This window comes from Achromobacter xylosoxidans A8, from assembly GCF_000165835.1.
GTDB classification, from domain to species: domain Bacteria; phylum Pseudomonadota; class Gammaproteobacteria; order Burkholderiales; family Burkholderiaceae_B; genus Achromobacter; species Achromobacter xylosoxidans_B.
On record NC_014640.1, the window covers coordinates 2127143 to 2149830 of the forward strand.

The 22688-nt window shown below is 66.5% G+C and carries 17 protein-coding genes; 11 read left to right on the forward strand and 6 right to left on the reverse strand.

What is annotated here, in order from left to right; genetic code table 11:
* Positions 1–67: 67 nt before the first annotated feature.
* Entirely contained in the window at positions 68–340 is a 273-nt protein-coding gene (locus tag AXYL_RS09960; RefSeq protein ID WP_013392664.1) for an oxidative damage protection protein, read from the reverse strand.
* 96 nt (positions 341–436) lie between these two features.
* A complete protein-coding gene (argA, locus tag AXYL_RS09965; protein WP_013392665.1) occupies positions 437–1795 on the reverse strand; it encodes an amino-acid N-acetyltransferase in 1359 nt (452 codons plus the stop codon).
* A gap of 216 nt (positions 1796–2011) precedes the next feature.
* Between argA and hrpA the strand changes: the two genes are divergently transcribed.
* On the forward strand, positions 2012–5929 hold the full coding sequence (gene hrpA / locus AXYL_RS09970; protein ID WP_013392666.1) for an ATP-dependent RNA helicase HrpA: 3918 nt from the start codon (positions 2012–2014) through the stop codon (positions 5927–5929).
* Positions 5930–6108: 179 nt separating this feature from the next.
* Here the strand turns inward: hrpA and lpxO are convergent, their stop codons facing one another.
* Positions 6109–7008 (reverse strand): lipid A hydroxylase LpxO, encoded by a 900-nt coding sequence (gene lpxO, locus AXYL_RS09975; protein ID WP_013392667.1) that lies wholly within the window; start codon positions 7006–7008, stop codon positions 6109–6111.
* Positions 7009–7148: 140 nt separating this feature from the next.
* Between lpxO and dnaE the strand changes: the two genes are divergently transcribed.
* Genes dnaE through AXYL_RS10010 form a run of 7 tightly spaced genes read left to right on the forward strand, consistent with a single transcriptional unit; the run spans position 7149 to position 16313 of the window.
* The gene (gene dnaE, locus AXYL_RS09980; protein ID WP_013392668.1) at positions 7149–10643 is read left to right on the forward strand and encodes a DNA polymerase III subunit alpha; all 3495 of its coding nucleotides are present in this window, start codon (positions 7149–7151) and stop codon (positions 10641–10643) included.
* Positions 10640–11740: a glycosyltransferase family 4 protein gene (locus tag AXYL_RS09985; RefSeq protein ID WP_085947792.1), complete on the forward strand. Its 1101-nt coding sequence runs from the start codon at positions 10640–10642 to the stop codon at positions 11738–11740. The genes dnaE and AXYL_RS09985 overlap by 4 nt, the downstream gene beginning before the upstream one ends.
* Positions 11737–12585 (forward strand): polysaccharide deacetylase family protein, encoded by an 849-nt coding sequence (locus AXYL_RS09990; protein ID WP_013392670.1) that lies wholly within the window; start codon positions 11737–11739, stop codon positions 12583–12585. Before AXYL_RS09985 ends, AXYL_RS09990 begins: the two co-directional genes overlap by 4 nt.
* On the forward strand, positions 12582–13334 hold the full coding sequence (locus tag AXYL_RS09995; protein WP_013392671.1) for a glycosyltransferase family 2 protein: 753 nt from the start codon (positions 12582–12584) through the stop codon (positions 13332–13334). The genes AXYL_RS09990 and AXYL_RS09995 overlap by 4 nt, the downstream gene beginning before the upstream one ends.
* Positions 13331–14440, forward strand: a complete 1110-nt coding sequence (locus AXYL_RS10000; RefSeq protein WP_013392672.1) for a glycosyltransferase family 4 protein — start codon at positions 13331–13333, stop codon at positions 14438–14440. Before AXYL_RS09995 ends, AXYL_RS10000 begins: the two co-directional genes overlap by 4 nt.
* A 24-nt stretch (positions 14441–14464) precedes the next feature.
* Complete coding sequence (locus AXYL_RS10005) at positions 14465–15190, forward strand: polysaccharide deacetylase family protein (RefSeq protein WP_013392673.1); 726 nt, start codon at positions 14465–14467, stop codon at positions 15188–15190.
* Positions 15165–16313 (forward strand): glycosyltransferase family 4 protein, encoded by a 1149-nt coding sequence (locus tag AXYL_RS10010; protein ID WP_013392674.1) that lies wholly within the window; start codon positions 15165–15167, stop codon positions 16311–16313. Before AXYL_RS10005 ends, AXYL_RS10010 begins: the two co-directional genes overlap by 26 nt.
* Positions 16314–16346: 33 nt before the next feature.
* Here the strand turns inward: AXYL_RS10010 and AXYL_RS10015 are convergent, their stop codons facing one another.
* The 3 genes from AXYL_RS10015 to AXYL_RS10025 are packed head-to-tail and all read right to left on the reverse strand — an operon-like array spanning position 16347 to position 18380.
* The gene (locus tag AXYL_RS10015; protein ID WP_013392675.1) at positions 16347–16637 is read right to left on the reverse strand and encodes a YkgJ family cysteine cluster protein; all 291 of its coding nucleotides are present in this window, start codon (positions 16635–16637) and stop codon (positions 16347–16349) included.
* Positions 16628–17392: a YdcF family protein gene (locus tag AXYL_RS10020; RefSeq protein WP_013392676.1), complete on the reverse strand. Its 765-nt coding sequence runs from the start codon at positions 17390–17392 to the stop codon at positions 16628–16630. The genes AXYL_RS10015 and AXYL_RS10020 overlap by 10 nt, the downstream gene beginning before the upstream one ends.
* 16 nt (positions 17393–17408) lie before the next feature.
* Positions 17409–18380, reverse strand: a complete 972-nt coding sequence (locus AXYL_RS10025) for a glycosyltransferase family 9 protein (RefSeq protein ID WP_013392677.1) — start codon at positions 18378–18380, stop codon at positions 17409–17411.
* A gap of 107 nt (positions 18381–18487) precedes the next feature.
* Here AXYL_RS10025 and msbA point away from each other — a divergent pair, with 107 nt between their 5' ends.
* The 3 genes from msbA (at position 18488) to AXYL_RS10040 (ending at position 22586) form a co-directional block, all read left to right on the forward strand.
* Positions 18488–20263, forward strand: coding sequence for a lipid A export permease/ATP-binding protein MsbA (msbA, locus tag AXYL_RS10030; protein WP_013392678.1), 1776 nt, complete (start codon positions 18488–18490; stop codon positions 20261–20263).
* A gap of 165 nt (positions 20264–20428) precedes the next feature.
* Positions 20429–22234 (forward strand): monovalent cation:proton antiporter-2 (CPA2) family protein, encoded by a 1806-nt coding sequence (locus AXYL_RS10035; RefSeq protein WP_013392679.1) that lies wholly within the window; start codon positions 20429–20431, stop codon positions 22232–22234.
* A gap of 121 nt (positions 22235–22355) precedes the next feature.
* Positions 22356–22586, forward strand: a complete 231-nt coding sequence (locus AXYL_RS10040; RefSeq protein ID WP_013392680.1) for a hypothetical protein — start codon at positions 22356–22358, stop codon at positions 22584–22586.
* Positions 22587–22688: the final 102 nt, after the last annotated feature.

Genomic DNA, 22688 nt, shown 5'->3' on the forward strand with positions numbered 1-22688 from the left:
CTCGCGGGCGAGGGGCTGGATCGGGTCGGCCGCCGCTAGCGGCGACCGGCGGAAAAGCACGGCCGGGTCAGGCCGAGGGCGGAACGTAGCCCTGCGCTTCGACGGTGCCGTCTTCGAACAGGAAGCGCTCCATCTGTTCTTTCAGATACTTGCGGGCGCGGGCGTCCGCCAGGTTCAGGCGGTTTTCATTGACCAGACGCGTCTGGATGCCCTTCCATTCTTCCCAAGCTTCCTTGGAAATGCTCTGCCAGATCTTGGTGCCGAGTTCGCCGGGATAGGGCGGAAAATCCAGCCCTTCGGCTTCACGCTTCAATTTCACACAGTTGACGATACGGGCCATGGTTCGCTGCCGGAAGAAATGAGTAATCCTGCATTTTAACGGGCTTGGCGACCTGATGGCGCCAAGCCCCTGCGGACCCTGCGGGTAGCCTGGGTGTTACAGCTTCTTGATGAAGACCAGGCTGTTGCGCGAGCGGTTGTAGTTGTTCTGCTTTTCGCGCGGCAGGTCGGCGATGCCGCCTTGCACGAAACCGCGCTTCATGAACCAGTGCGAGGTCCGCGTGGTCAGCACGAACAGGCGCTTGGCGCCGGTGGCGCGCGCGCGCGACTCCATGTGGCGCAGCAGGATTTCGCCTTCGCCCGAGCCCTGCCATTCCGGATGCACGATCAGGCAGGCCATTTCGGCCATCTGTTCTTCGGCAAAGGTATGCAGGGCCGCGCAGCCGTAGATGACGCCGTCGTGCTCCAGCACGGTGAAGTTTTCCACGTCGCGTTCGACCACGCTGCGCGGGCGCGGCACCAGGGTACCGTCCGCTTCCAGCGGTTCGATCAGGCTGAGGATGGCGCCCACGTCGTCGATGGTGGCGGCGCGCAGGTCGTCCAGCGTGTCTTCCACCACCATGGTGCCCACGCCGTCGTGAGTGAAGATTTCCAGCAGCACGCTGCCGTCCAGCGCGAACGGCAGCAGGTGGGCGCGGGCCACGCCGCGCTTGACCGCCAGCGAGGCGTATTGCAGGAAGGAATGGGTTTCCTCGTCGAGTTCGCCGCCGGCCAGCAGGGCGTCGGCATCGACCCGGGCCAGTTCGGTGTCCAGCGTGCCGTCGTCGTTCAGCACGCCCTGCGAGCTGGACAGGAAGATCAGTTTTTCAGCGCGCAACGCCACGGCGACGCTGGTGGCCAGGTCTTCCATGGCCAGGTTGAAGGCGTCGCCGGTAGGGGAGAAGCCCAGCGGCGACAGCAGCACCACGGACGAGCCCTTTTCGATGGCGAACTTGAGCGCGTCGATGTCGATCTTGCGCACCTGGCCGGTGTGCTTGTAGTCCACGCCGTCCAGCACGCCGGTGGGGCGGGCGGTGACGAAGTTGCCGGAGATCACGCGGATGTGGGCGTGCGACATGGGCGTGTTCGGCAACCCCTGGCTGAAGGCGGCCTCGATGTCCAGGCGGATTTCGCCGGCGGCCTCCTTGGCGCATTCCAGCGCCGCGGCGTCGGTGGGCGACAGGCCGCGGTCGAATTGCTGGGTGTAGCCCTTCAGGCGCAGCTGCTCGTTGACCTGCGGACGGGAGCCATGCACCAGCACCAGGCGGATGCCCAGCGAGGACAGCAGCGACAGATCCTGCACCAGCGCGTTCAGCGCGCCGGCCTGCACCAGTTCACCGCCGAATGCCACCACGAATGTCTTGCCTCGGAACGCATGCACATAAGGCGCCACTTCTCGGAACCATCGGACGAACTGGGCGGCTGCGAATTCTGGGGCTTCGAGGGCGGAGACGGTGTCTGGTTCCAGGTCGGGCATGATGGGCGGAAGGATTCCTGAGAGTCGGTCAAAACGCGGCGCAGTGCCGCGCCATGGCGCCGTCAGGCGACGGCGTGGCGAAATTATATGACCGTCGCGCCCCGGCGCAGGAGGAAAAGAGTGCCAATTTGGTGCCGGATTTTCCGGTTTGGCCCCGGCGCGCCGCCAGGGCGTCCGCGGAAATTTATAATGCCGGGCTAACCGGACAAATCGTACATGCCTGAATCCTCCAGCCCGCGTGCGCCCAAGAGCGCGGACGCGGCGGCCGCGGAAGCGCGGAATGCGCGCCGAGCGCCGCGTCCCGAGCGGCCCATCCCCGTGGTGACCTACCCCGAAGACCTGCCCGTCAGCGCGCGGCGCCAGGAGATCGCGCGCGCCATCGCTCGCCATCAGGTGGTGATCGTCAGCGGCGAGACCGGCTCGGGCAAGACCACCCAACTGCCCAAGATCTGCCTGGAACTGGGCCGCGGCCGCCAGAAGATGATCGGCCACACCCAGCCGCGCCGACTGGCCGCGACCTCGGTGGCCAAGCGCATCGCCGAAGAACTGAACACGCCCATGGGCGAGGTGGTGGGCTACCAGGTGCGCTTCAACGACCGCACCGGCCCCAACGCGTCCATCAAGCTGATGACGGACGGCATCCTGCTGGCCGAGTCGCAGCGCGATCCGCTCCTGCGCCGCTACGACACCATCATCATCGACGAGGCGCACGAACGCAGCCTGAACATCGATTTCCTGCTGGGCTACCTGAAGCAGCTGCTGCCGCGCCGCCCGGACCTGAAGATCATCATCACCTCGGCCACCATCGACGCCGAGCGCTTCGCGCGGCACTTCGCCGCGTCCGAGGACAAGCTGGCGCCCGTCATCGAGGTGTCCGGCCGCTTGTACCCGGTCGAGGTCCGCTACCGCCCCGTGCGCGAGGAACTGGCGGAAGACGAGGCCGCTCCGGCCAAGCCTGGCCGCGACCGCGAGCGCATGTCGGGCGACGAAGAGCGCGACCTGATCGACGCCATCGTCGACGCGGTGGACGAATGCGCGCGCCATGGCCCGGGCGATGTGCTGGTGTTCCTGCCGGGCGAACGCGAGATTCGCGAATCGGCCGAGGCGCTGCGCAAGCGCCATCCGGCCGGCACCGAAGTGCTGCCGCTGTACGCGCGCCTGTCGCAGGCCGAGCAGGAGCAGATCTTCCATCCACGCACCAATGCGCGGCGCATCGTGCTGGCCACCAACGTGGCGGAAACCTCGCTGACGGTGCCGGGCATCCGCTTCGTGGTCGACAGCGGGCTGGCGCGCATCAAGCGCTATTCCTGGCGCAACAAGGTCGAGCAGCTGCGCATCGAGCCGATCAGCCGCGCCTCGGCCAACCAGCGCGCCGGCCGCTGCGGCCGGGTCGGCCCGGGCGTCTGCATCCGGCTCTACGACGAGCTGGACTTCAACAACCGCGCGCCGTTCACGGACCCGGAAGTGCTGCGCTCGTCGCTGGCCTCGGTCATCCTGCGGATGAAGTCGCTGAAGCTGGACGATATCGAGCAGTTCCCCTTCGTCGAGGCGCCTCCGGGCCGGGCGGTGGCCGACGGCTACCATCTGCTGCAGGAACTGGGTGCGATCGAGCTGGCGTCGGCTGCGGACGACGACGCCGACGCCTCCCGCACCGGCGCGTCCTTCGTGTTGACCCAGACGGGCCACGAACTGGCCAAGCTGCCGGTCGATCCGCGCATCGGCCGCATGATCCTGGCGGCGCGCGAGCACCAGTGCCTGTCCGAAATGCTGATCATCGCCTCGGCCCTGTCGGTGCAGGACGCGCGTGACCGGCCCATGCAGGAACGCGAGGCGGCCGAGGCGGCGCACGCCAAGTTCGCCGACGACAAGTCCGAATTCATTTCCTTCCTGAAGCTGTGGCGCTGGTACGGCGAGCAGGTCCAGCACAAGGCCTCGCAGCGCAAGCTGGTGGCCTTGCTGCGCCAGAACTTCTTGTCGCCGATCCGGCTGCGCGAATGGCATGACGTGCATACCCAGCTGGCCGCCCTGGTGGGCGAGCAGGGCTGGCGGCTGAACCAGATCGAGGCCACCTACGAGCAGTTGCACATGGCGCTGCTGTCGGGCCTCTTGGGCAATATCGGCTTCAAGAGCGACGAAGGCGGCCACTACCAGGGCGCGCGCGAGATCCGCTTCCATATCCATCCCGGCTCGCGGCTGGTGAAGAAGGCGGGGCGCTGGATCGTCGCGGCCGAACTGGTCGAAACCACGCGCCTGTACGCGCGCTGCGTGGCGCGGATCGATCCGGTGTGGCTGGAAAAGGTCGGCGCGCACCTGATCCGCAAGAACTGGTCCGACCCGCGCTGGGAAAAGAAGGCGGGGCAGGTGGTGGCCAACGAACGGGCCACGCTCTACGGGCTGACCATCTACACGGGCAGGCGGATCCACTACGGCCGGGTCAATCCGACCCACGCCCGCGAGCTGTTCATCCGCCAGGCCCTGGTGCCTGGCGAGATCGACACGCGGCTGGCGTTCGTGGCGCACAACCGCAAGCTGATCGCGGGCATCGAGAAGCTGGAACACCAAACCCGCCGCCCCGATATCCTGGTCGACGACGAGCTGATCCACGCCTTCTACGACCGCCAACTGCCGGCCGACATCTCGCAGACGGCCTCGCTGGAAAAGTGGGTGTCCGGGCTGGACAAGGCGGCCGCCGCCAAGCTGATGCTGACACGCGACGAGCTGATGCGGCACGAAGCTGCTGGCGTCACGACCGATGTCTTCCCCAAGAAGGTGGAATGGCAGGGCGTGTCGATGGCGCTGGACTACCACTTCGAACCGGGTTCGCCGCGCGATGGCGTGACCCTGTCGGTGCCGCTGTTCGCGCTCAACCAGATCGATCCGGCGCGCTGCGAATGGCTGGTGCCCGGCATGCTCAAGGAGAAGGTGCATCTGCTCCTGAAGTCGCTGCCGCAGAAGCTGCGCCGCCATTGCGTGCCGCTGCCGGACTATGCGGCGGGCTTCTACGAGCGCTGGTTCGAGCGCCAGGCCGATCCGCAGCAGGGGCTGGTGGACGCGATCATCGCCGATATGTGGGACCAGGTGCAGGTCCGCCCGGCGGCGGGCGATTTCAAGCTGGAGACTTTGCCGGCCCACCTGTTCATGAATTTCCGGGTGGTGGACGAGCATGGCCGCATGCTGGCGGCCGGGCGCAACCTGGCGCAGCTGCGCGCCGAATTCGGCAAGCAGGCGCAGGCTACATTCCAGCAATTGGCGGCCAGCGACACCCAGGTCGCCCAGGCGCTGGCGCATGAGAACCTGACCTCCTGGTCCTTCGGTCCCTTGCCGGAGATCATGGAGATCAAGCGGCGCGGGCAGTCGGTGATCGGCTATCCGGCGCTGGTGGACCGCGGCGCGCATTGCGACCTGGACGTGTTCGACGATCCCGACGAAGCGCGCAAGCATCATCGGGCGGGCTTGCTCAAGCTGTTCCGGCTGGGCTTGCGCGAGCAGGTCAAGTTCCTGGAAAAGAACCTCACCGACCTGACCAAGATCAGCATGCTCTACATGACGCTGGGGACGCAGGAAGAGCTGCGCGACCAGATCATCGATTGCGCGCTGGGGCAGGCTTGCCTGGCCGAACCCTGGCCGGTGAACGAGCAGCAGTTCGAGGCCCGACGGGCCGAGGGCAAGGGCCGGCTGGGCCTCCTGGCGCAGGAAGTGGCGCGGCTGGCGGGGGCGGTGCTGACGGAGTGGGCGGCGGTGCAGCGCAAGCTGCCGCAGGCCAAGCCGCATGCGTCGGCCTATGCGGACTTGCAGGCGCAGTTGGGGGCGCTGATGCCCAAGTGGTTCATCCGCGATACGCCTTATGCGCAGCTTGCGCATTTTCCGCGGTATCTGAAGGCGGTTCTGGCGCGTATCGACAAGCTGCGGGCGGATCCGGGCAGGGATGCCAAGCTGGTGGCGGAGATGGCGCCGTTGCTGACCCAGTATCAGCGGGCGCGGTCGGCGTTGAAGGGGGCGCCGGATCCGCGGCTGGATGAGTTCCGGTGGCTGCTGGAGGAGTTGCGGGTGGCGTTGTTTGCTCAGGAGTTGAGGACGCCTATGCCAGTTTCTGTTAAGCGGTTGATGAAAAGCTGGGAGTTGCTTAAGCGTTGATTGCTTTTGTGGTTTTCTTTATTGCTATTGTGGTTTGTTGTCGGGCGGGGGCTTCGTAGGCCACCCTTCGGCGCGGGCGGCGTGGCGGTGGACGCTCGCGCGATGTGGCTGGGCTGGGCGGAGGGGCGGAGACGCTGGAAGGAAGCGGAGCGGCGCCCGGATTTTCCGGGCGCCTTTTCTTACAGGGCCAGGAAGCCCACGATGACCAGGGCGATCAGGCCGTACTTGGTGGCCTTGTAGGCCGTGCGGTTCCAGGCCTTGAAGGCCTTGCGCTTCTGGTCGATGACCCAGTGGGCGTGGGTCAGCTTGTTGATGGCACCGGTCTGGTCGCCGCCGTCGTTGGGCGAGCTGGCGGCGGACATGACGACGCGGCCGAACCAGCGGTTGAAGGCTTCCGCCCAGCGCCATTTCAGCGGACGCTCCACGTCGCAGAACAGGATGATGCGGTTCTCGTCGCTGTGGTTGTAGGCTTCGTGCACGTAGGTTTCGTCGAACACCACGCTTTCGCCGTCGCGCCAGCTGTAACGCTCGCCGTCGACGATGATGTGGCAGCGGTCATCGTTGGGAGTGACCAGGCCCAGGTGGTAGCGCAGGGATCCGGCAAACGGGTCGCGGTGCGGGTTCAATTGGCCACCGGGCGGCAGTTCGGCGAACATCGCGGCCTTGACCTTGGGCAGGGTCTTCAGGATGGCGACGGTCTTGGGGCAGAGTTCCTCGGCGGACGGGTGGCGGGCGTCGTACCACTTCAGGTAGAAGCGCTTCCAGCCGTACTTGAAGAAGGAGTTGAAGCCGATGTCGTTATGGGTGTCGGCGGCCTTGATGCGGCGCAGCTCGGCCATCTGCATGGCTTCCTCGCGGATCGTCTCCCAGTTGTCGTCCAGCACCTTGAGTTCGGCGATTTCGCTCGTGGTCAGGTAGGGCGTGGGCGGCACGCGCGATGCCAGCACCATGAAGGCGTTGATGGGGGCGAGCAGCACGGAGTGGTCGAGCAGTTGCCGGCCCAGCGGCAGCTTGACGCGGCCGCGGAAGTGCGCAAACAGGATGGCGCTTAGCCAGATCCCGGGAATTAGCCATTTCATAGGTGAATCTCGTGCGTAAATCTCATGTCAACAATGAAGGATGACGTGCAACGCGTATTGTTACACAGCCGCCTGCGGTGTCTCTTGCGCAAGCGCAGAGGCCTCGGCTTGGACCGCGTTGACTAGGTACAATTCCCTTTATGTCCGAAGAAGCCGTAACAACCCCGCCCCCATTTGTTCACCTGCGCGTACACTCCGAATTCTCGGTCGTGGACGGCCTCGTGCGCATCCCCGACCTCATCAAGCGCGTGGCCAAGCTGGGCCAGCCCGCAGTCGCCCTGACGGATCTGTCGAACCTGTTCGGCCTGATCAAGTTCTACAAGGGCGCGCGCGGTGCCGGCATCAAGCCGATCGCCGGCTGCGATGTCTGGTTGTCCAACGATGACGACCCTGCCAAGCCTTTTCGCCTGTTGCTGCTGGTGCGCAACCATCAGGGCTATCTCAATCTCTGCGAATTGCTGTCCAAGGCCTTCCTGACAAACCAGGGCAAGGGCCGCGCGGAGATCCGCCGCGAATGGCTGCAGGGACAGGAGGGGCTGATCGCCCTGTCGGGCGGGCGCGGCGGCGACGTGGGCCAGGCGCTGGACGCCGGCAATGCCGTGTCGGCGCTGGCGCTGGCGCGCCAGTGGGCGCACCTGTTCCCGGGCAGCTACTACATCGAGTTGCAGCGCGCCGGCATGGACGGCGACGAAGCCTATACCCAGGCCGCCCTGCGCCTGGCGAGCGAGGCCGGCCTGCCGGTGGTGGCGACGCATCCGGTGCAGTTCCTGGACGAATTCGAATTCCAGGCGCACGAGGCCCGGGTCTGCATCGCCGAAGGCGAAATCCTGGCCAACCCGCGCCGCGTGCGCCGGTTCAGCAAGGAGCAGTACCTGCTCAGCTCCGAGGAAATGGCGCGGCGCTTCGCCGACGTGCCCTCGGCGCTGGCCAACACGGTGGAAATCGCCAAGCGCTGCAATCTCAGCCTGGTGCTGGGCAAGCCGCGCCTGCCCAACTTCCCCACGCCGGAAGGCGTGGGTCTGGACGACTACCTGGTCCAGCTGTCGGAAGAGGGCCTGGAAAAGCGCATGGAGTTCCTGTTCCCGGACGCCGCCGAACGCGAGTCCAAGCGCGAGCAGTACTACGAACGCCTGCGCTGGGAATGCAAGACCATCATCCAGATGGGCTTCCCCGGCTACTTCCTGATCGTGCAGGACTTCATCAACTGGGGCAAGAACAACGGCGTGCCGGTGGGGCCGGGGCGGGGCTCCGGCGCGGGCTCGCTGGTAGCGTACGCCCTGGGCATTACCGACCTGGATCCGATCCGCTATGACTTGCTGTTCGAGCGCTTCCTGAATCCCGAGCGGGTCTCCATGCCCGACTTCGATATCGACTTCTGCCAGGACAACCGCGAACGGGTCATCGACTACGTCAAGGAAAAGTACGGCCGCGCCGCCGTGAGCCAGATCGCCACTTTCGGCACGCTGGGCGCCAAGGCCGTGGTGCGCGACGCCGGACGGGTGCTGGACATGCCCTACATGTTCTGCGACGGCCTGTCCAAGCTGATCCCGTTCAACCCGATGGATCCCTGGACCCTCGAACGGACCCTGAAGGACGAGCCCGCCTTCAAGGACCGCTACGAGCAGGAAGAGGAAGTGCGCGCGCTGGTGGATCTGGCCAAGCCGCTGGAAGGCCTGACCCGCAACATCGGCATGCACGCCGGCGGCGTGCTGATCGCGCCCGGCAAGCTGACCGACTTCTGCCCGCTGTATTGCCAGCCCGGCCAGGAAAACAGCGCGGTTTCGCAGTTCGACAAGGATGACGTCGAGGCCGCCGGCCTGGTCAAGTTCGACTTCCTGGGCCTGCGCAACCTGACCATCCTGGACTGGGCCGTGCGCTATGTGCGCCAGTTCAACGAGGACAAGCGCGACTTCGACGTCATGGCCCTGGCGCTGGACGATCCGGCCGCCTACAAGATCCTGTGCGACGCCAACACAACCGCGGTGTTCCAGCTGGAATCGCGCGGCATGAAGGAACTGCTGAAGAAGCTGCGGCCCAACACCTTCGAAGACATCATCGCCATGCTGGCCCTGTATCGACCGGGGCCGCTGGAATCGGGCATGGTGGACGACTTCGTCAACCGCAAGCACGGCCGCGCCGCGGTGGACTACTTCCACAACGACCTGGAAAGCACGCTCAAGAGCACCTACGGGGTCATCGTCTACCAAGAACAGGTGATGCTGATCTCGCAGATCATTGGCGGCTACTCGCTGGGCGGCGCCGACCTTCTGCGCCGCGCCATGGGCAAGAAAAAGCCCGAAGAAATGGCCAAGCACCGCGAGCTGTTCGAGCAGGGCGCCAAGGAAAAGGGCCATGACCCGGACCTGGCGGTCAAGCTGTTCGATCTGATGGAAAAGTTCGCGGGCTACGGCTTCAACAAGTCGCACTCGGCCGCGTACGCGCTGATCTCGTACCAGACGGCCTGGCTCAAGGCCTACCATCCGACCGAGTTCCTGGCCGCCACCATGTCCTCGGACATGGACGACACCGACAAGGTCCAGATCTTCTGCCGCGACGCCCAGGACAATGGCGTCGAGGTGCTGCCGCCGGACGTCAACTTTTCCGGCTATCGCTTTGAACCGGTCGTCGACAAGCACACCAAGAACGGCAAGCCGCCGCGCACCATGCGCTACGGCCTGGGCGCGGTCAAGGGCACGGGGCAGGGCGCGGTCGAGGACATCCTGCGCGCGCGCAAGGAAGGCGGTCCCTTTCTGAACCTGTTCGACTTCTGCCGCCGCGTCAGCAAGCAGGCGGTCAACCGCCGCACCATCGAAGCCCTGATCAAGGCCGGCGCCTTCGACACCATCGAACCCAACCGGGCGGCGATGCTGGCCTCGGTGCCCACCGCCATGGAAGCCGCCGAGCAGGCGGCGCGCAGCGCCAACCAGGCCTCGCTCTTCGGCGACGACAGCGGCGACGTGGTGGCAGGCGAACTGGCCAAGGTCGCACCCTGGGATCTGCACAAGAAGCTGACCGAGGAAAAGTCCGCGCTGGGCTATTACTACAGCGGCCACCTGTTCGACGCCTGGCGCGATGAAGTGCGCCGCATCGTCCCCATGCAATTGGTGCGGGTCGAACCGCAGCGCGACCTGCAATGGATGTGCGGCGTGCTGGCCAGCGTGCGCGTCATGATGACTCGCCGCGGCAAAATGGTTTTCGCGGTGCTGGACGACGGCACCGCGCAGGTGGAAATCTCGGTCTTCAACGAGCTTTACGAAAAGCACCGCAACCGCCTGCGCGAGGACCAGCTCGTGATCGTCCAGGGCAAGGTCAGCAATGACGACTACTCCGGCGGCATGCGCATCGTGGCCGAACAGCTCTACGACCTGCAACTGGCGCGCGAAGCCCGCGCCAAGTCCCTGCGCGTCAAGCTCAATGGCAGCGCCGACGCCGCCCGCCTGCGGCAGATGCTGAACCCGTTCCGGGCCGAGCCGGAGAACGGCATTCCCGGCGTGCCGGTCGATATCGTCTATACCAAGAATAATTTCCTGTGCACGGTCCGCCTGGGCGAGGAGTGGCGCGTCCGCATGGCCGACACGCTGCTCGCCAACCTGAATGAATGGACCAAGCCGGATGGCGTGGAGGTCACCTATTGATGCCTATGCGTATCGTTCACTCGGAAGCCGCCACCAGCTTTGGCGGTCAGGAAGGCCGGATCTTCAAGGAAATGACGGCCATGCGCGCGCGCGGTCATCATATGGAAGCGATCTGCCAGCCCAAGGCGCTGTTGGCCGAACGCCTGTCGGACGCCGGCTTTCCGGTGCACACCCTGGAAATGGATGGCGCGGTCAATTACCTGAAGGGCATCGCCACCATCCGCGGCATCCTGCGCGCAGGGCGCTTCGACGTGCTCAATACCCACAGCCGGCGCGACACGGTCATCGCGGCGGCCGCCGGCCGGCTGGCGGGGACGCCGCTCATCGTGCGGACCCGGCATCTGTCCAACAAGGTGGGATCGCTCTGGTCCTACACCTGTCTGCCGCACAGGGTCACGACGGTCAGTGATCATGTGCGGCAACACCTCATCGACCGCGGCGTGCCAGCCGGCAAGGTGGCCACCGTCTATTCGCCCATCGTGCTGCCGCCGCCCGTGGAGCGTTCCACACTGCGCGAAGAGCTAGGCTTGGCCGATGACGACATCGTGGTCGGCTGTGTGGCCGTCATGCGCGCCACCAAGGGCCACAAGGACCTGATCGACGCGATTGCGCCGCTGATGGCCAGCCGGCCCAAGCTGCACCTGGTGTTCGTCGGCGGCGGTTCGCCGCTGTTCGAGCAGACCCAGGACTATGTGGCCGAGCTGGGTCTGCAGGACCGCATCCACCTGATGGGCATGCGGCGCGACGTGCCCAACCTGCTGGCGGGCTTCGACCTCTTCGCCCTGGCGACACAGCAGGAGGCGTCCGGCACGGTCTACGTCGAGGCGCAGGCCAGCGGCCTGCCCGTGATAGGTACGGACGTGGGCGGCGTGTCGGAAATGTTCCGCGACGGCGAAACCGGCATCCTGGTGCCGCCCAAGAACCCTGAAGCCCTGACTGCCGCGCTGGTGCGCCTGATCGACGACGCCGATCTGCGGCGGCGCATGGGCGAAGCCGGCCGCAAGATGGTCTGGGACGAAGGCGTATTCTCGCCCGCCCGCCTGGCGGAAACCACCGAGGCCGTCTACATCAAATGGCTGGCGGAGCGCGCGGGATGAATGCGCCCAACGTCCCGGTGCTGATGTATCACCACGTCACGCCGGCCGGCGGCATGATCGCCGCGACGCCCGAGGTGTTCGAGGTGCAGATCGCGCGCCTGGCGCGCGCCGGCTACCAGTCTTTGTCCGCCGACCAGTTCGCGGCTTACCTGGCGGGCGGCGCCGCGCCCGAGCGCTCGGTGCTGATCACCTTCGACGATGGCTACCTGAACAACTGGGTGCACGCGCATCCGGTGCTGGCGCGCCACGGCATGCGTGCCGTGCTGTTCACCATCACCGGCTGGATCGGCGACGGGCCGGTCCGCCCGCATGCCGGCCAGGGCGGCCCCTTGCCCGCCACGCCCGACCACGACGCCTGCAAGCAACTGGTGGCGACGGGCCGTGCCGACGAGGCCATGCTGCGCTGGAGCGAGATCGAAGCCATGCAGGCGGCGGGTACCTTCGAATTCCATTCCCACACGCATACCCATACGCGCTGGGATAAGGTCTGCGGCGCTGATGAGGACGCCAAGCGCGCCCATATCGCCCAGGAGCTGCAGGATTCCCGCGACACTCTGACGCGCCGCCTCGGAGCGGTCAGCGACCACCTCTGCTGGCCGCAAGGCTACTTCGATGCGGACTACGTGGCCGCGGCGCGGGCCGCCGGATTCCGGCACTTGTACACTACCGACCCTTTCGGCCAGAACACCCCCGGCGCGGATCCCGAACACATTTATCGTTTCGCGGTGCGCAACCAGGGCGGCTCCTGGCTGAACCGGCGCATCTGGCTGTCGCGCGATCCCTTCTGGGGGCCGCGCTTTCATGCCTGGAAAGCCTGGAAAAAGCGTCTCAGGAATCGCGGATGAAGCTATCAGTCATCATCATCACCAAGAACGAGGTGGCGAACATTGCCGCCTGCATCAAGTCCGTGGCCTTCGCCGATGAGTTCATCGTGGTGGACTCGGGCAGCACCGACGGCACCGTCGAAGTCGCGCGCGCCCTGGGCGCCAGGGTGGAAGTCACCCCGGACTGGCCCGGCTTCGGCCCGCAGAAGAACCGCGCGCTGGATCTGGCGACGGGCGACTGGGTGCTGTCCATCGACGCCGACGAGCGCGTCACGCCGGAGCTGGCCCAGGAAATCCAGGAAGCGCTGCGCGCGCCGCGCGCCGATGCCTACGAGATTGCGCGCCTGTCGAATTTCTGCGGCCGCGACATCCGCCACAGCGGCTGGTGGCCCGACTACGTGCTGCGCCTGTTCAAGCGCGGCACGGCGCGTTTCAACGACGTCGCCGTGCATGAGCGGGTGGTGCCGGCCAACGGCAAGCCGCTGCAGATGCGCGGCTATTTCCACCACTATCCCTACGACAACCTGGATGCGCTGATCACCAAGGTCAACCGCTATTCTTCCGACGCCGCCGCCATGATGTACGCCAAGGGGCGGCGCACCTCGGTCTTCGGCGCGCTGGGCCATGGCTTCTGGACCTTTGTGCGGATCTATCTGATCCGGCGCGGCTTCCTGGACGGCAAGCACGGCCTGGTGCTGGCGGTCGTGGCCTCGGCCGGCAGCTTCTTCCGCTATTCGAAGCTGATGTTCCTGGCCGAGAAGAAGAAGTGAAGATCCTCTATACCAACTTCCACGCTGGCAATGGCGGGGGCCACGTCACCTACATCATCAATCTGGCCAAGGCCCTGTCCAAGGACCACCAGATCACGATCGCGGCGCCGGCCACCAGCCGCCTGTACCGCTACGCCAAGGCGATTCCGGGGGTGACGGTCGAGGACATGCAGTACACCACGCGGCCTTCGTCCTGGTTCAAGGACCGTGCGCAGTTGCGCCGGCTGATCAAGGCCGGCGGCTTCGACATCATCCATGCCAACGGCTCGGCCGACCACAAGCAGGTCATGCTGGCCACGCTGGGCATGCGCCGCCGCCCGCGCATCGTCTTCACCAAGCACAACGACCATCCGCTGACGAGCTTCGGCCACAAATTGCGGGTGGCGCTGGCGACCGACCACGCCATCGCGGTCAGCGACTACGTCCACGGCCTGATGCAGCATTCGCCCTACGGCAAGCGTCCCATCACCACCATCCGCCACGGCATCGACACCAATTTCTTCGCGCCGCCGCCGCCGGAAAGCCTGGACAAGCTGCGCACCATCTTCTTCGGGCCCGACTGGCAGGGCAAGCTGCTCTTGGGCAGCGCCGGCGGCACCGACTATGACAAGGGCTGGCTGGACCTGGTGGCCGCGGCGGCAGCCTTGCCGCCGGAAGACCGCGCGCGGGTATTGCTGATGGTGGCGGGCGATCCGCCCAACGAAGCCAAGCTTGCGCGGGTGCGCGAACTGGGCATGATCGATCAGGTCCGCTTTCCGGGGCTGCTCGATGACGTGCGGGCCGCGCTGGCCTCCTGCCATGCGGGTTTTGTGCTGTCCTATCGCGAAGCCCTGTCGTTCGCCTGCCGCGAGATCATGGGGCTGGGGCTGCCCGCCCTGGTCAGCGACGCGGGTGGCCTGCCCGAGAACGTCACCGATGGCGTCGACGGCTGGATCGTGCCCGCGCGCGACGTCCCCGCCATCACGGCCAAGCTGCGCTTCATGCTGGACCATCCCGACGCCGTGCGTGCCATGGGCGCCCGGGCGCGGGAAACCAGCCTGCGGGATTTCAATCTGGAACGTTTCGCCGCCGCCACACTGGACGTATACCGACGCACGCTGGGATAAGACCGGGCTTTATAATCTGTCCCTATGTCTATCCCCATACTCATGTACCACCAGATCGGCGAGCCCAATCCCAAGGGCACGCCGTTCCGCGGCCTGACGGTGCACCCCGACAGCTTTGCCCGGCAGATGCGCTGGATGCGCAGGCTGGGCTATCGCGGCCTGTCCATGCGCGACGTCATGCCTTATGTGCGCGGCGAACGCCAGGGCAAGGTATTCGGCATCACGTTCGACGACGGCTACCGCAACGTGCACCACAACGCCATGCCGGTGCTGAGCGAACTGGGTTTCACCGCCACCAACTACTTCGTGGCGCGCCAGTTCGATGGCGGCAACGTGTGGGATCTGGAAAAAGGCATTCCGTTTTCGGCGCTGATGACCGTGAACGAAATGCGGGAATGGGCCCAGGCCGGCAACGAAGTCGGTTCGCACACGCTGGACCACGTGCACTTGCCCCAGATGTCGCCCGACGAGGCCCGCCGCCAGATCGTCCAGTCCAAGGACGAACTGGAACAGGCGCTGGGCGCGCCGGTCACCGCCTTCTGCTATCCCTACGGCGACCACGGCCCCGAACACCGCGCGATGGCGCGCGAGGCCGGCTACGACAACGCCACGTTGACCCAGCGCGGCCTGGCGGCTGCCTCGGACGATCCCTACGGGTTGCCGCGAGTCACAGTCTCGCGTTCCACCAACATCATCCGTTTCCTGCAGAAGTGCCTGACCCGGTATGAAGACTCCCGCCGGCGCGGCTGAGCGGCGGCTGCGCATCGCGCTGCTGGTTGACCGCTTCGGCAATCGCTTTGGCGGCGCGGAAGCCTATGGCGTGGAATTGATGCGGGTGCTGGGCCAGCGCCATGACGTATCCATCGTGGCGCGCGACTTCGACAGCGACTTGCCGTTTCCCTTCCTGCCCGTACGCTTTCCGAGCTGGCTGCCCAGCTGGATGCGGGTGCTGTATTTCGCCTGGCGCGCCGACCGCCTGACCCGTGGCCGCTATGACATCGTGCATTCGCACATGAACGGCTGGGCCGGCGAAATCCAGGTCATGCACGTGACGCCGGTGCGCTACAACCGGCTGACCCGCGTCAAGCCCTTGCAGCGTCTGACCGCCTGGCTCAGCCCGCGCCTGGCCACCTATCTGGTGCTGGAAAAGCTGCGCGTGCGCCGGGCGCCCGCAAGGCGCGTGGTGGCGGTATCGGGCCTCATCATGGACCAGCTGCACCGCAGCTATGGCCCGCAACTGCCGGTCGACATCATCGCGCCCGGGGTCAAGCTGCCGACCGCGGCGCAAATGGAAGGGCGCGAGGCTACCCGCGCCAGCCTGGGCTGGGACGCAGGCACCATAGGCTGTCTGCTGGTGGCCCGCAATCCCTTGCGCAAGGGATTGCCGGCGCTATTGGACGCCCTGGCGCAACTGCCGCCGCAGTACCGGTTGCTGGTGGTGGGGGCGGACGAGCCTACCCGCGAACGCGTGCGCGCGGCCGGCGCCATCGCCAGCCGCGTCACTCTGATCGAACCTACCCCCGATGTCGCCCGCTACTTCAGCGCCGCCGACATCTACGCGCATCCGACCCTGAACGACAGCTACGGCATGGCGCCATTGGAAGCCATGTCGCACGGACTGCCGGTGGTGGTGAGTTCGCCCGCCTATTGCGGCTTTGCGCAGTACCTGTCGGCGGGGAAGGACGCGCTCATCCTGCAGGACCCCCGCGACGGCGCCCAACTGGCGCAGGCGCTGGAGCGGCTGGGCTCCGAACCGGAATTGCGGGCGGCCCTGACCGAGCGCGGTCTTGAAATCGCCCGCGAGCAAAGTTGGGAAACGGTGGCGGCGCGCTACGAGGCGCTGTACCACAAGGTGCTGCAAGAGCGCGGTTGAGGCGGGCGCGGGTCCGGGCTTGCCGGCTGCGTTTCAATGGCTGGGTGCCGTGGCCTGTTCGAGTTCGCCCAGCCAGCGGATCGCATGTTCGCGGCCGGTGCCGCACATCTCGGCCTGGGGCTGCAACCCGCCGCAGAAATCCGGCCGGGATGGCTGGCCGAAAATCGCGCAGCGCATGTCCGGCAGCAGCTGGATACAGGGCACGCCGGCGGGCTTGCCTTGCGGCATGCCAGGAATCGACCGGGTGATCGACGGCGCGATGCAACAGGCGCCGCAGCCGGGCCGGCATTCCAGCGCGGCGGGCGCCTGTGGGTTCAGACCCATCCGCGCAACCAATAGACGAACAGGCCGGCGTATTCCTTGATGATGGAGCGGCTGGCGTCGAACGTGCGCTGGTCTGGCAGCCACAGCGGCAGCGATCCGTCCGCGGGCGCCACGATCTGCGGCGGTGCCGGAGCGGCGACGGCTTCCACGCCTTGCTTGGAAAAGGCCGCCATGGCCCGGGGCATATGCAGCGCTGATGTCACCAGCAGGACTTTGCCGATTCCGCGGGATTTGAGCTGGTCCTCGGTCAGGGCCGCGTTTTCATAGGTGGTGCGGCTGGAGTTCTCCAGGATCAGGGCCGTTTCCGGCACGCCCTGCTGGCGGATGGCGTGCGCCATGCCGCGGGCTTCGCTGACGTCGCCTTCCAGCGCGCCGCCCGACAGCAGCACCTTGGGCGCGCGCCCGGCCAGATAGAGCTGGGCAGCCGTGTCCACGCGCACTACCGCCGTGTCCTTGTCATAGGGCAGGAACCAGTTGGCGCGGCCATTGGCGGTATTTCCGCCCAGCACCACGATGGCGTCGGCCGTCGGGGACTCGGAAGGGGCCAGATGCGGATAGCGGGATTCCAGTGCGCCGCCCAGCCAAAGCGAGGTGGCCGGCAGCGACCAGGCCAGCGCCCAAAGCAAGCCTGCGACGATGAGGGCGCCGCCGGTCTTGCGCAGCCGGAACAGGCCCAGCACCAGTCCGATGACGACCAGGGTCACACACAAGTTGTAAGGAATGATCAGATTCGTGAGATAGCTGGACAAGGTCATTTTGAAACAATCCTGATTACTGCGTCTCGTCCAGCAGGAGGTCGGCCTGCTGCTCAACTTCCTCGACGGACGGCCATGCATGCTCCGTGCCTACGCACACGGCCCGCGGCGACCACGGGCCGGTGCGCCCCGGCCGCGTTACGCCAAACAGGGTCAGTTCCCTGGCATCGGCTGCCGCAGCCACGTGCGAGACGCCGGAATCGTTGCAAATTACCAGCGCCGCCCGCGCCGTCAGGGCCGCGAACGCGCCCAGGGACAGGGGAGGCAGCAGCAGTGCCGTGGGCGCATTGCGCCGCGCCTCCTCGGTTTCGGCCGGAGGGGGGCACATTACCACGGTATGGCCGCGAGCCTGCAGGGCGCGGGTAAGTGTATCGAATCCCGGCCAGACCTTGATCTTGCCCTTGTGCAGCCCCGTGGCAGTGGGGGCGATCAGCACGAAACGCTGGCCCGCCAGCCCGGCCGCCTCCAGTGCCAGATCGGCCGCGCCCTGGTGGGCGGAGGTCAAGGGCAGATCCAGGGTGGGGCCGGGTTCGGCCGGGCCGCTGGGCAGGCCCCAGCGGGTCAGGGCCTCGCGGGTCAGGTGATGCCAGGACTGCACCGCGTGCAGCGAATCGCCGGGCTTGGCAACGGGCCAGCGCAACAGGAAGCTGCGGCCGTCGTCGCGATAGCCGGCCGAGGGCAGTCCCGCCAGCCGGAACACCAGCGCGCTGGATAGCGAATCCGGCAGCAGCAGCCCGCGGGCGCGGCGGCCCAGGGGCCCCAGGCCGCGGCGATGGGCGCTGACCGCCGCCCGGTCGGGACCGACCTTGCCGCGCATGGGGATGAAATCCTGCTTGGCCACGCCGTCGAGCAGGTCGCGGGCCCAGGGGCGGGCGCAGATCACCAGGGGCAGGCCGCTGGCGTGCAAGGCGCGCAGGCTGGGCAGGCTCATGCAAACATCGCCCACCCAATTGGGTAACCGGACGTACAGGCAGCTGATATCGGACATGGAAGGGCGCTGGGCGCGTTAAGGCTGAAGGGGACATGGCCCGGACGGCGACTTGTCGCGCAGCCGGTACAATTCTCGCCACAATTGTATAAAAGCGAGTGATCCCTTTGAATTCTGCCGCACGCAACGCGCCCGCGAGCTCCCAACCCGTCAAAGCTGAACTCTGGAGTCGGATCTACAGCCGCGTGGGCTCCTACTGGAAGGGATTGTTGCTGGCCGTCCTGCTGATGGCCGGCGCGGCAGCCACGCAGCCGGTCCTGGCCGTGATCATGAAGCCTCTGCTGGACGGCGGCTTTTCGGGCGCCAAACCGTACTACGTCTGGGCCTTGCCGCTGGCGGTGGTGGGCCTGATCCTGCTGCGCGGCATCTGCAACTTCTTCAGCGACTACCTGCTGGCCTGGGTGGCCAACAACGTGCTGCTGGGCATGCGCCGGGACATGTTCGAGCGGCTGCTGGGCCTGCCCGACGCCGACTTCAAGCAGGGCGACACCGGCCGCCTGCTCAACCGCTTCACGATCGACGCCGGCAACGTCACGGGCTACGCCACCGATGTCATCACGGTGCTGGTGCGAGAAACCCTGGTCGTCATCGCCCTGATCTGCGTCCTGTTGTACATGTCCTGGGTGCTGACGCTGATCATCCTGATCATGCTGCCGGTGTCGGTACTGATCTCGCGCTTCTTCATCAAGCGCCTGCGCCGCATCAACCGCGAAACCGTCAACATGAACGCCGAGTTGACCCGCGTCGTGGGCGAGGGCATCGACGGCCAGCGCGTCATCAAGCTGTTCGACGGCTATGAAGTCGAGCGCGGCCGCTTCGATTTCGTCAGCCGCCGCCTGCGTCGCTTTGCCATGCGCACCGCCACGGCGGACGCCGCCCTGACGCCGCTGACCCAGGTCTGCATTTCCATCTCGGTCGGCGCCGTCATCGCCGTGGCGCTCAGCCAGGCCAACCACGGCGCGCTTACCGTGGGCAGCTTCGCCTCCTTCATGGCGGCGCTGGCCCAGATCTTCGATCCCATCAAGCGCCTGACCAACGTCGCCGCCCGCATGCAAAAGATGCTGGTGTCCGCCGAGAGCGTGTTCACGCTGATCGACCAGACGCCCGAAAAGGACACTGGCACCAGGGAACTGGCCGAGCCGGTGCGCGGCAAGGTGGAATTCCGCCACGTCCAGCATCGCTTCCCCGATGCTGACCGCGATACGGTCAAAGACATTTCCTTCACCGTGGAGCCCGGCCAGACCGTGGCCCTGGTAGGGCGCTCGGGCAGCGGCAAGACTACCCTGGTCAATATGCTGCCGCGCTTCGTGCTGGCCGACAGCGGTTCCATCCTGGTGGACGATACGCCGATCGACGAGCTGACTTTGCGCAGCCTGCGCTCGCACCTGTCGCTGGTGAGCCAGGACGTGGTGCTGTTCGACGACACCATCGCGGCCAACGTCGGCTACGGCGCATTGGGCAAGTCCAGCGAACAGAAGGTGCGCGATGCGCTGGCGGCGGCCAATCTGCTGGAGTTCGTCGAAGGACTGCCGCAGGGCCTCAATACGCCGGTGGGTGAAAACGCCGCCCGCCTGTCCGGCGGCCAGCGCCAGCGCCTGGCGATCGCCCGCGCGCTGATCAAGAACGCGCCCATCCTGATCCTGGACGAAGCCACCTCCGCGCTCGACAACGAATCCGAACGCCAGGTCCAGGCCTCGCTGGAGCGTCTGATGAAGGGCCGCACCACGCTGGTCATCGCGCACCGCCTGTCCACGGTGCAGAACGCCGACCGCATCATCGTGCTGGACGCCGGCAAGATCGTCGAACAGGGCCCCCACGCCGAGCTGCTGGCCGCCAACGGCCTGTACGCCTCGCTCTACAAGATGCAATTCCGCGACGATTGATCCGGTCCGCGCAGGCGGCTGTTTTTTCCTGTCGCATTTCCGGATTGCCAAGCGCCCGGATTGCCGGAAAATGGAGCCGGGCCTGCCGGCAGGCCCGGCCCCGGCCCGATGCGGGCGGGGCGGCGCCGCCAGGCGCTTTGGTCCGCCGAGCATCAGGAGCGCCCCATGTCCCTGCCTGCCGAAGGCAATCAGCTAGTCAATGTTGTCGTCCTGCTGGGGGCTGCGGTCGTCGCGGTTCCCTTGTTCAAACGCCTGGGGCTCGGATCCGTCCTGGGATACCTGGCCGCGGGCCTGGTGATCGGCCCGTTCGGCCTGGGCTTGTTCTCCGATCCCAAATCCATCTTGCACGTGGCCGAACTGGGCGTGGTGATGTTCCTGTTCATCATCGGCCTGGAAATGCAGCCCTCCCGCTTGTGGAAACTGCGCGGCGAGATCTTCGGCCTGGGCGTGGCGCAGGTACTGGCCTGTGGCGGACTGCTGACGGTGGTCGGCCTGCTGGCGGGGCTGTCGGGTCCCGCGGCTTTCATGGCCGCAATGGGCTTCGTGCTGTCGTCCACCGCCATCGTCATGCAGATACTGGCCGAGCGCGGCGAAACCGCCAGCGCGCAGGGCCAGCGCATTGTCTCGATCCTGCTGCTGGAAGACTTGGCCATCGTGCCCCTGCTGGCCCTGGCGGCCCTGCTGGCGCCGGCGGACAACGCCAGCCATGGCGATCCCTGGATGCAGTCGGCGATCGCGGTGGCCTGCATCCTGGCGCTGCTGGCCGCCGGCCGCTGGCTGCTCAATCCCTTGTTCCGTCTGCTGGCCGCCGCGCATGCGCGCGAGGTCATGACGGCGGCCGCCTTGCTGGTGGTGCTGGGCGCGGCGCTGCTGATGGAACTGGGCGGCCTGTCCATGGCGATGGGCGCCTTCCTGGCAGGCGTGCTGCTGTCCGAGTCCACCTTCCGCCACCAGCTGGAGGCCGAAGTCGAACCCTTCCGCGGCATTCTGCTGGGCCTGTTCTTCCTGGGCGTGGGCATGTCGCTGGACCTGTCGGCGGTGGCCCGCGAGTGGCCGCTGATCCTGGCAGCGGTGGTGGTGTTCATGCTGGTGAAGTCGGTGGGCGTGTATGTGGTGGCGCGGGTGCTGCGCGCCACCCACGCCGAGGCCATGACCCGCGCGGCCTTGCTGGCGCAGGGCGGCGAATTCGCCTTCGTGCTGTACGGGGCGGCGGCGGCTGCCGGCATCTTCGATCCGCATACCGGCGCCGTGCTGACCGCGGTCGTCATCATTTCCATGGCGCTCACGCCGCTGTGCGTGCTGGCGCTGCGCTGGCTGCTGCCCAAGCCGCAGCCTTCGATGGAGGGCGTGGACGTGGCCAAGGATCTGGAGGGCTGCGCGCTGATCGTGGGGTTCGGCCGCTTCGGCCAGATCGTGACCCAGGCGATGCTGGCGCGCGACCTGACGGTGTCGATCCTGGACACCGATACCGACGCGATCCGGGCGGCGGCCAAATGGGGCGTCAAGGTCTATTACGGCGACGGCACCCGCGTCGACATGCTGCGCACCGCCGGCGCGGAGAATGCCTGCGCCATCCTGATCTGCATCGACGACCCGAAGGCGGTCAACCACATGGTCAAGCTGATCAAGGCGGAGTTCCCGCTGGTGCGGGTGGTGGTGCGCGCTTATGACCGCATCCATTCGCTGGCGCTGGCCAAGGAAGGGGTGGATTACCAGGTGCGCGAAACCCTGGAATCGGCGTTGGCCTTCGGCGAGGCCGCGCTGCGCGTGATCGGCGTGCCGCCCGACGAAGCCGCCGAGGTGGTGCAGGACGTGCGCAGGCGCGACACCGAGCGTTTCGACCTGGAGGTGGCGGGCGGGCTGTTCGCCGGCCGCTCGCTTCTTTACGGCAATATGACCAGCGCTCCGGACGGCCGCAACGACCAACCCGACCGGGAAACCGAGAAGGCCGCGGCCAGCCCGACCGCGTAACCGACTATTTCCTTATCGTTGCATTACTTTTCGCATCATTTCACGCGCAGGCGCTGGTGGCTGAGGTAGATTTGTCCGCACTGACTCTTCATCCATGACGAGCATTTGCCAGGGGGCTGCCATGCTGCAATCGGATCGGATTTCCACGACGCCGCACGCTGTTGGAGTAGAACTGGCCCGGCGGCAGGCCTTGGCCTTGCGCTGCGGGTTTTCGGCGGGTTCCATGCGCCAGCTCATGTCGCACACGGGCGGTGCGGGCCCGGCATGGTCCATCGGCGCGCATCGCGAAACCGACAGGGCCAGGGGCGCCAAGGCCTTTCCCTTCCGCATCGCGGCGGTCGCGGCGGGCTGAGGGAAGATCCAGGCGGGCAGGGCGGGAATTTTTTTAGGGCCGGATCTTGCGTGGCATGTCCGGGGGCGGCATCATCAGCGGCGTAAATGTCTGCTGGAAATG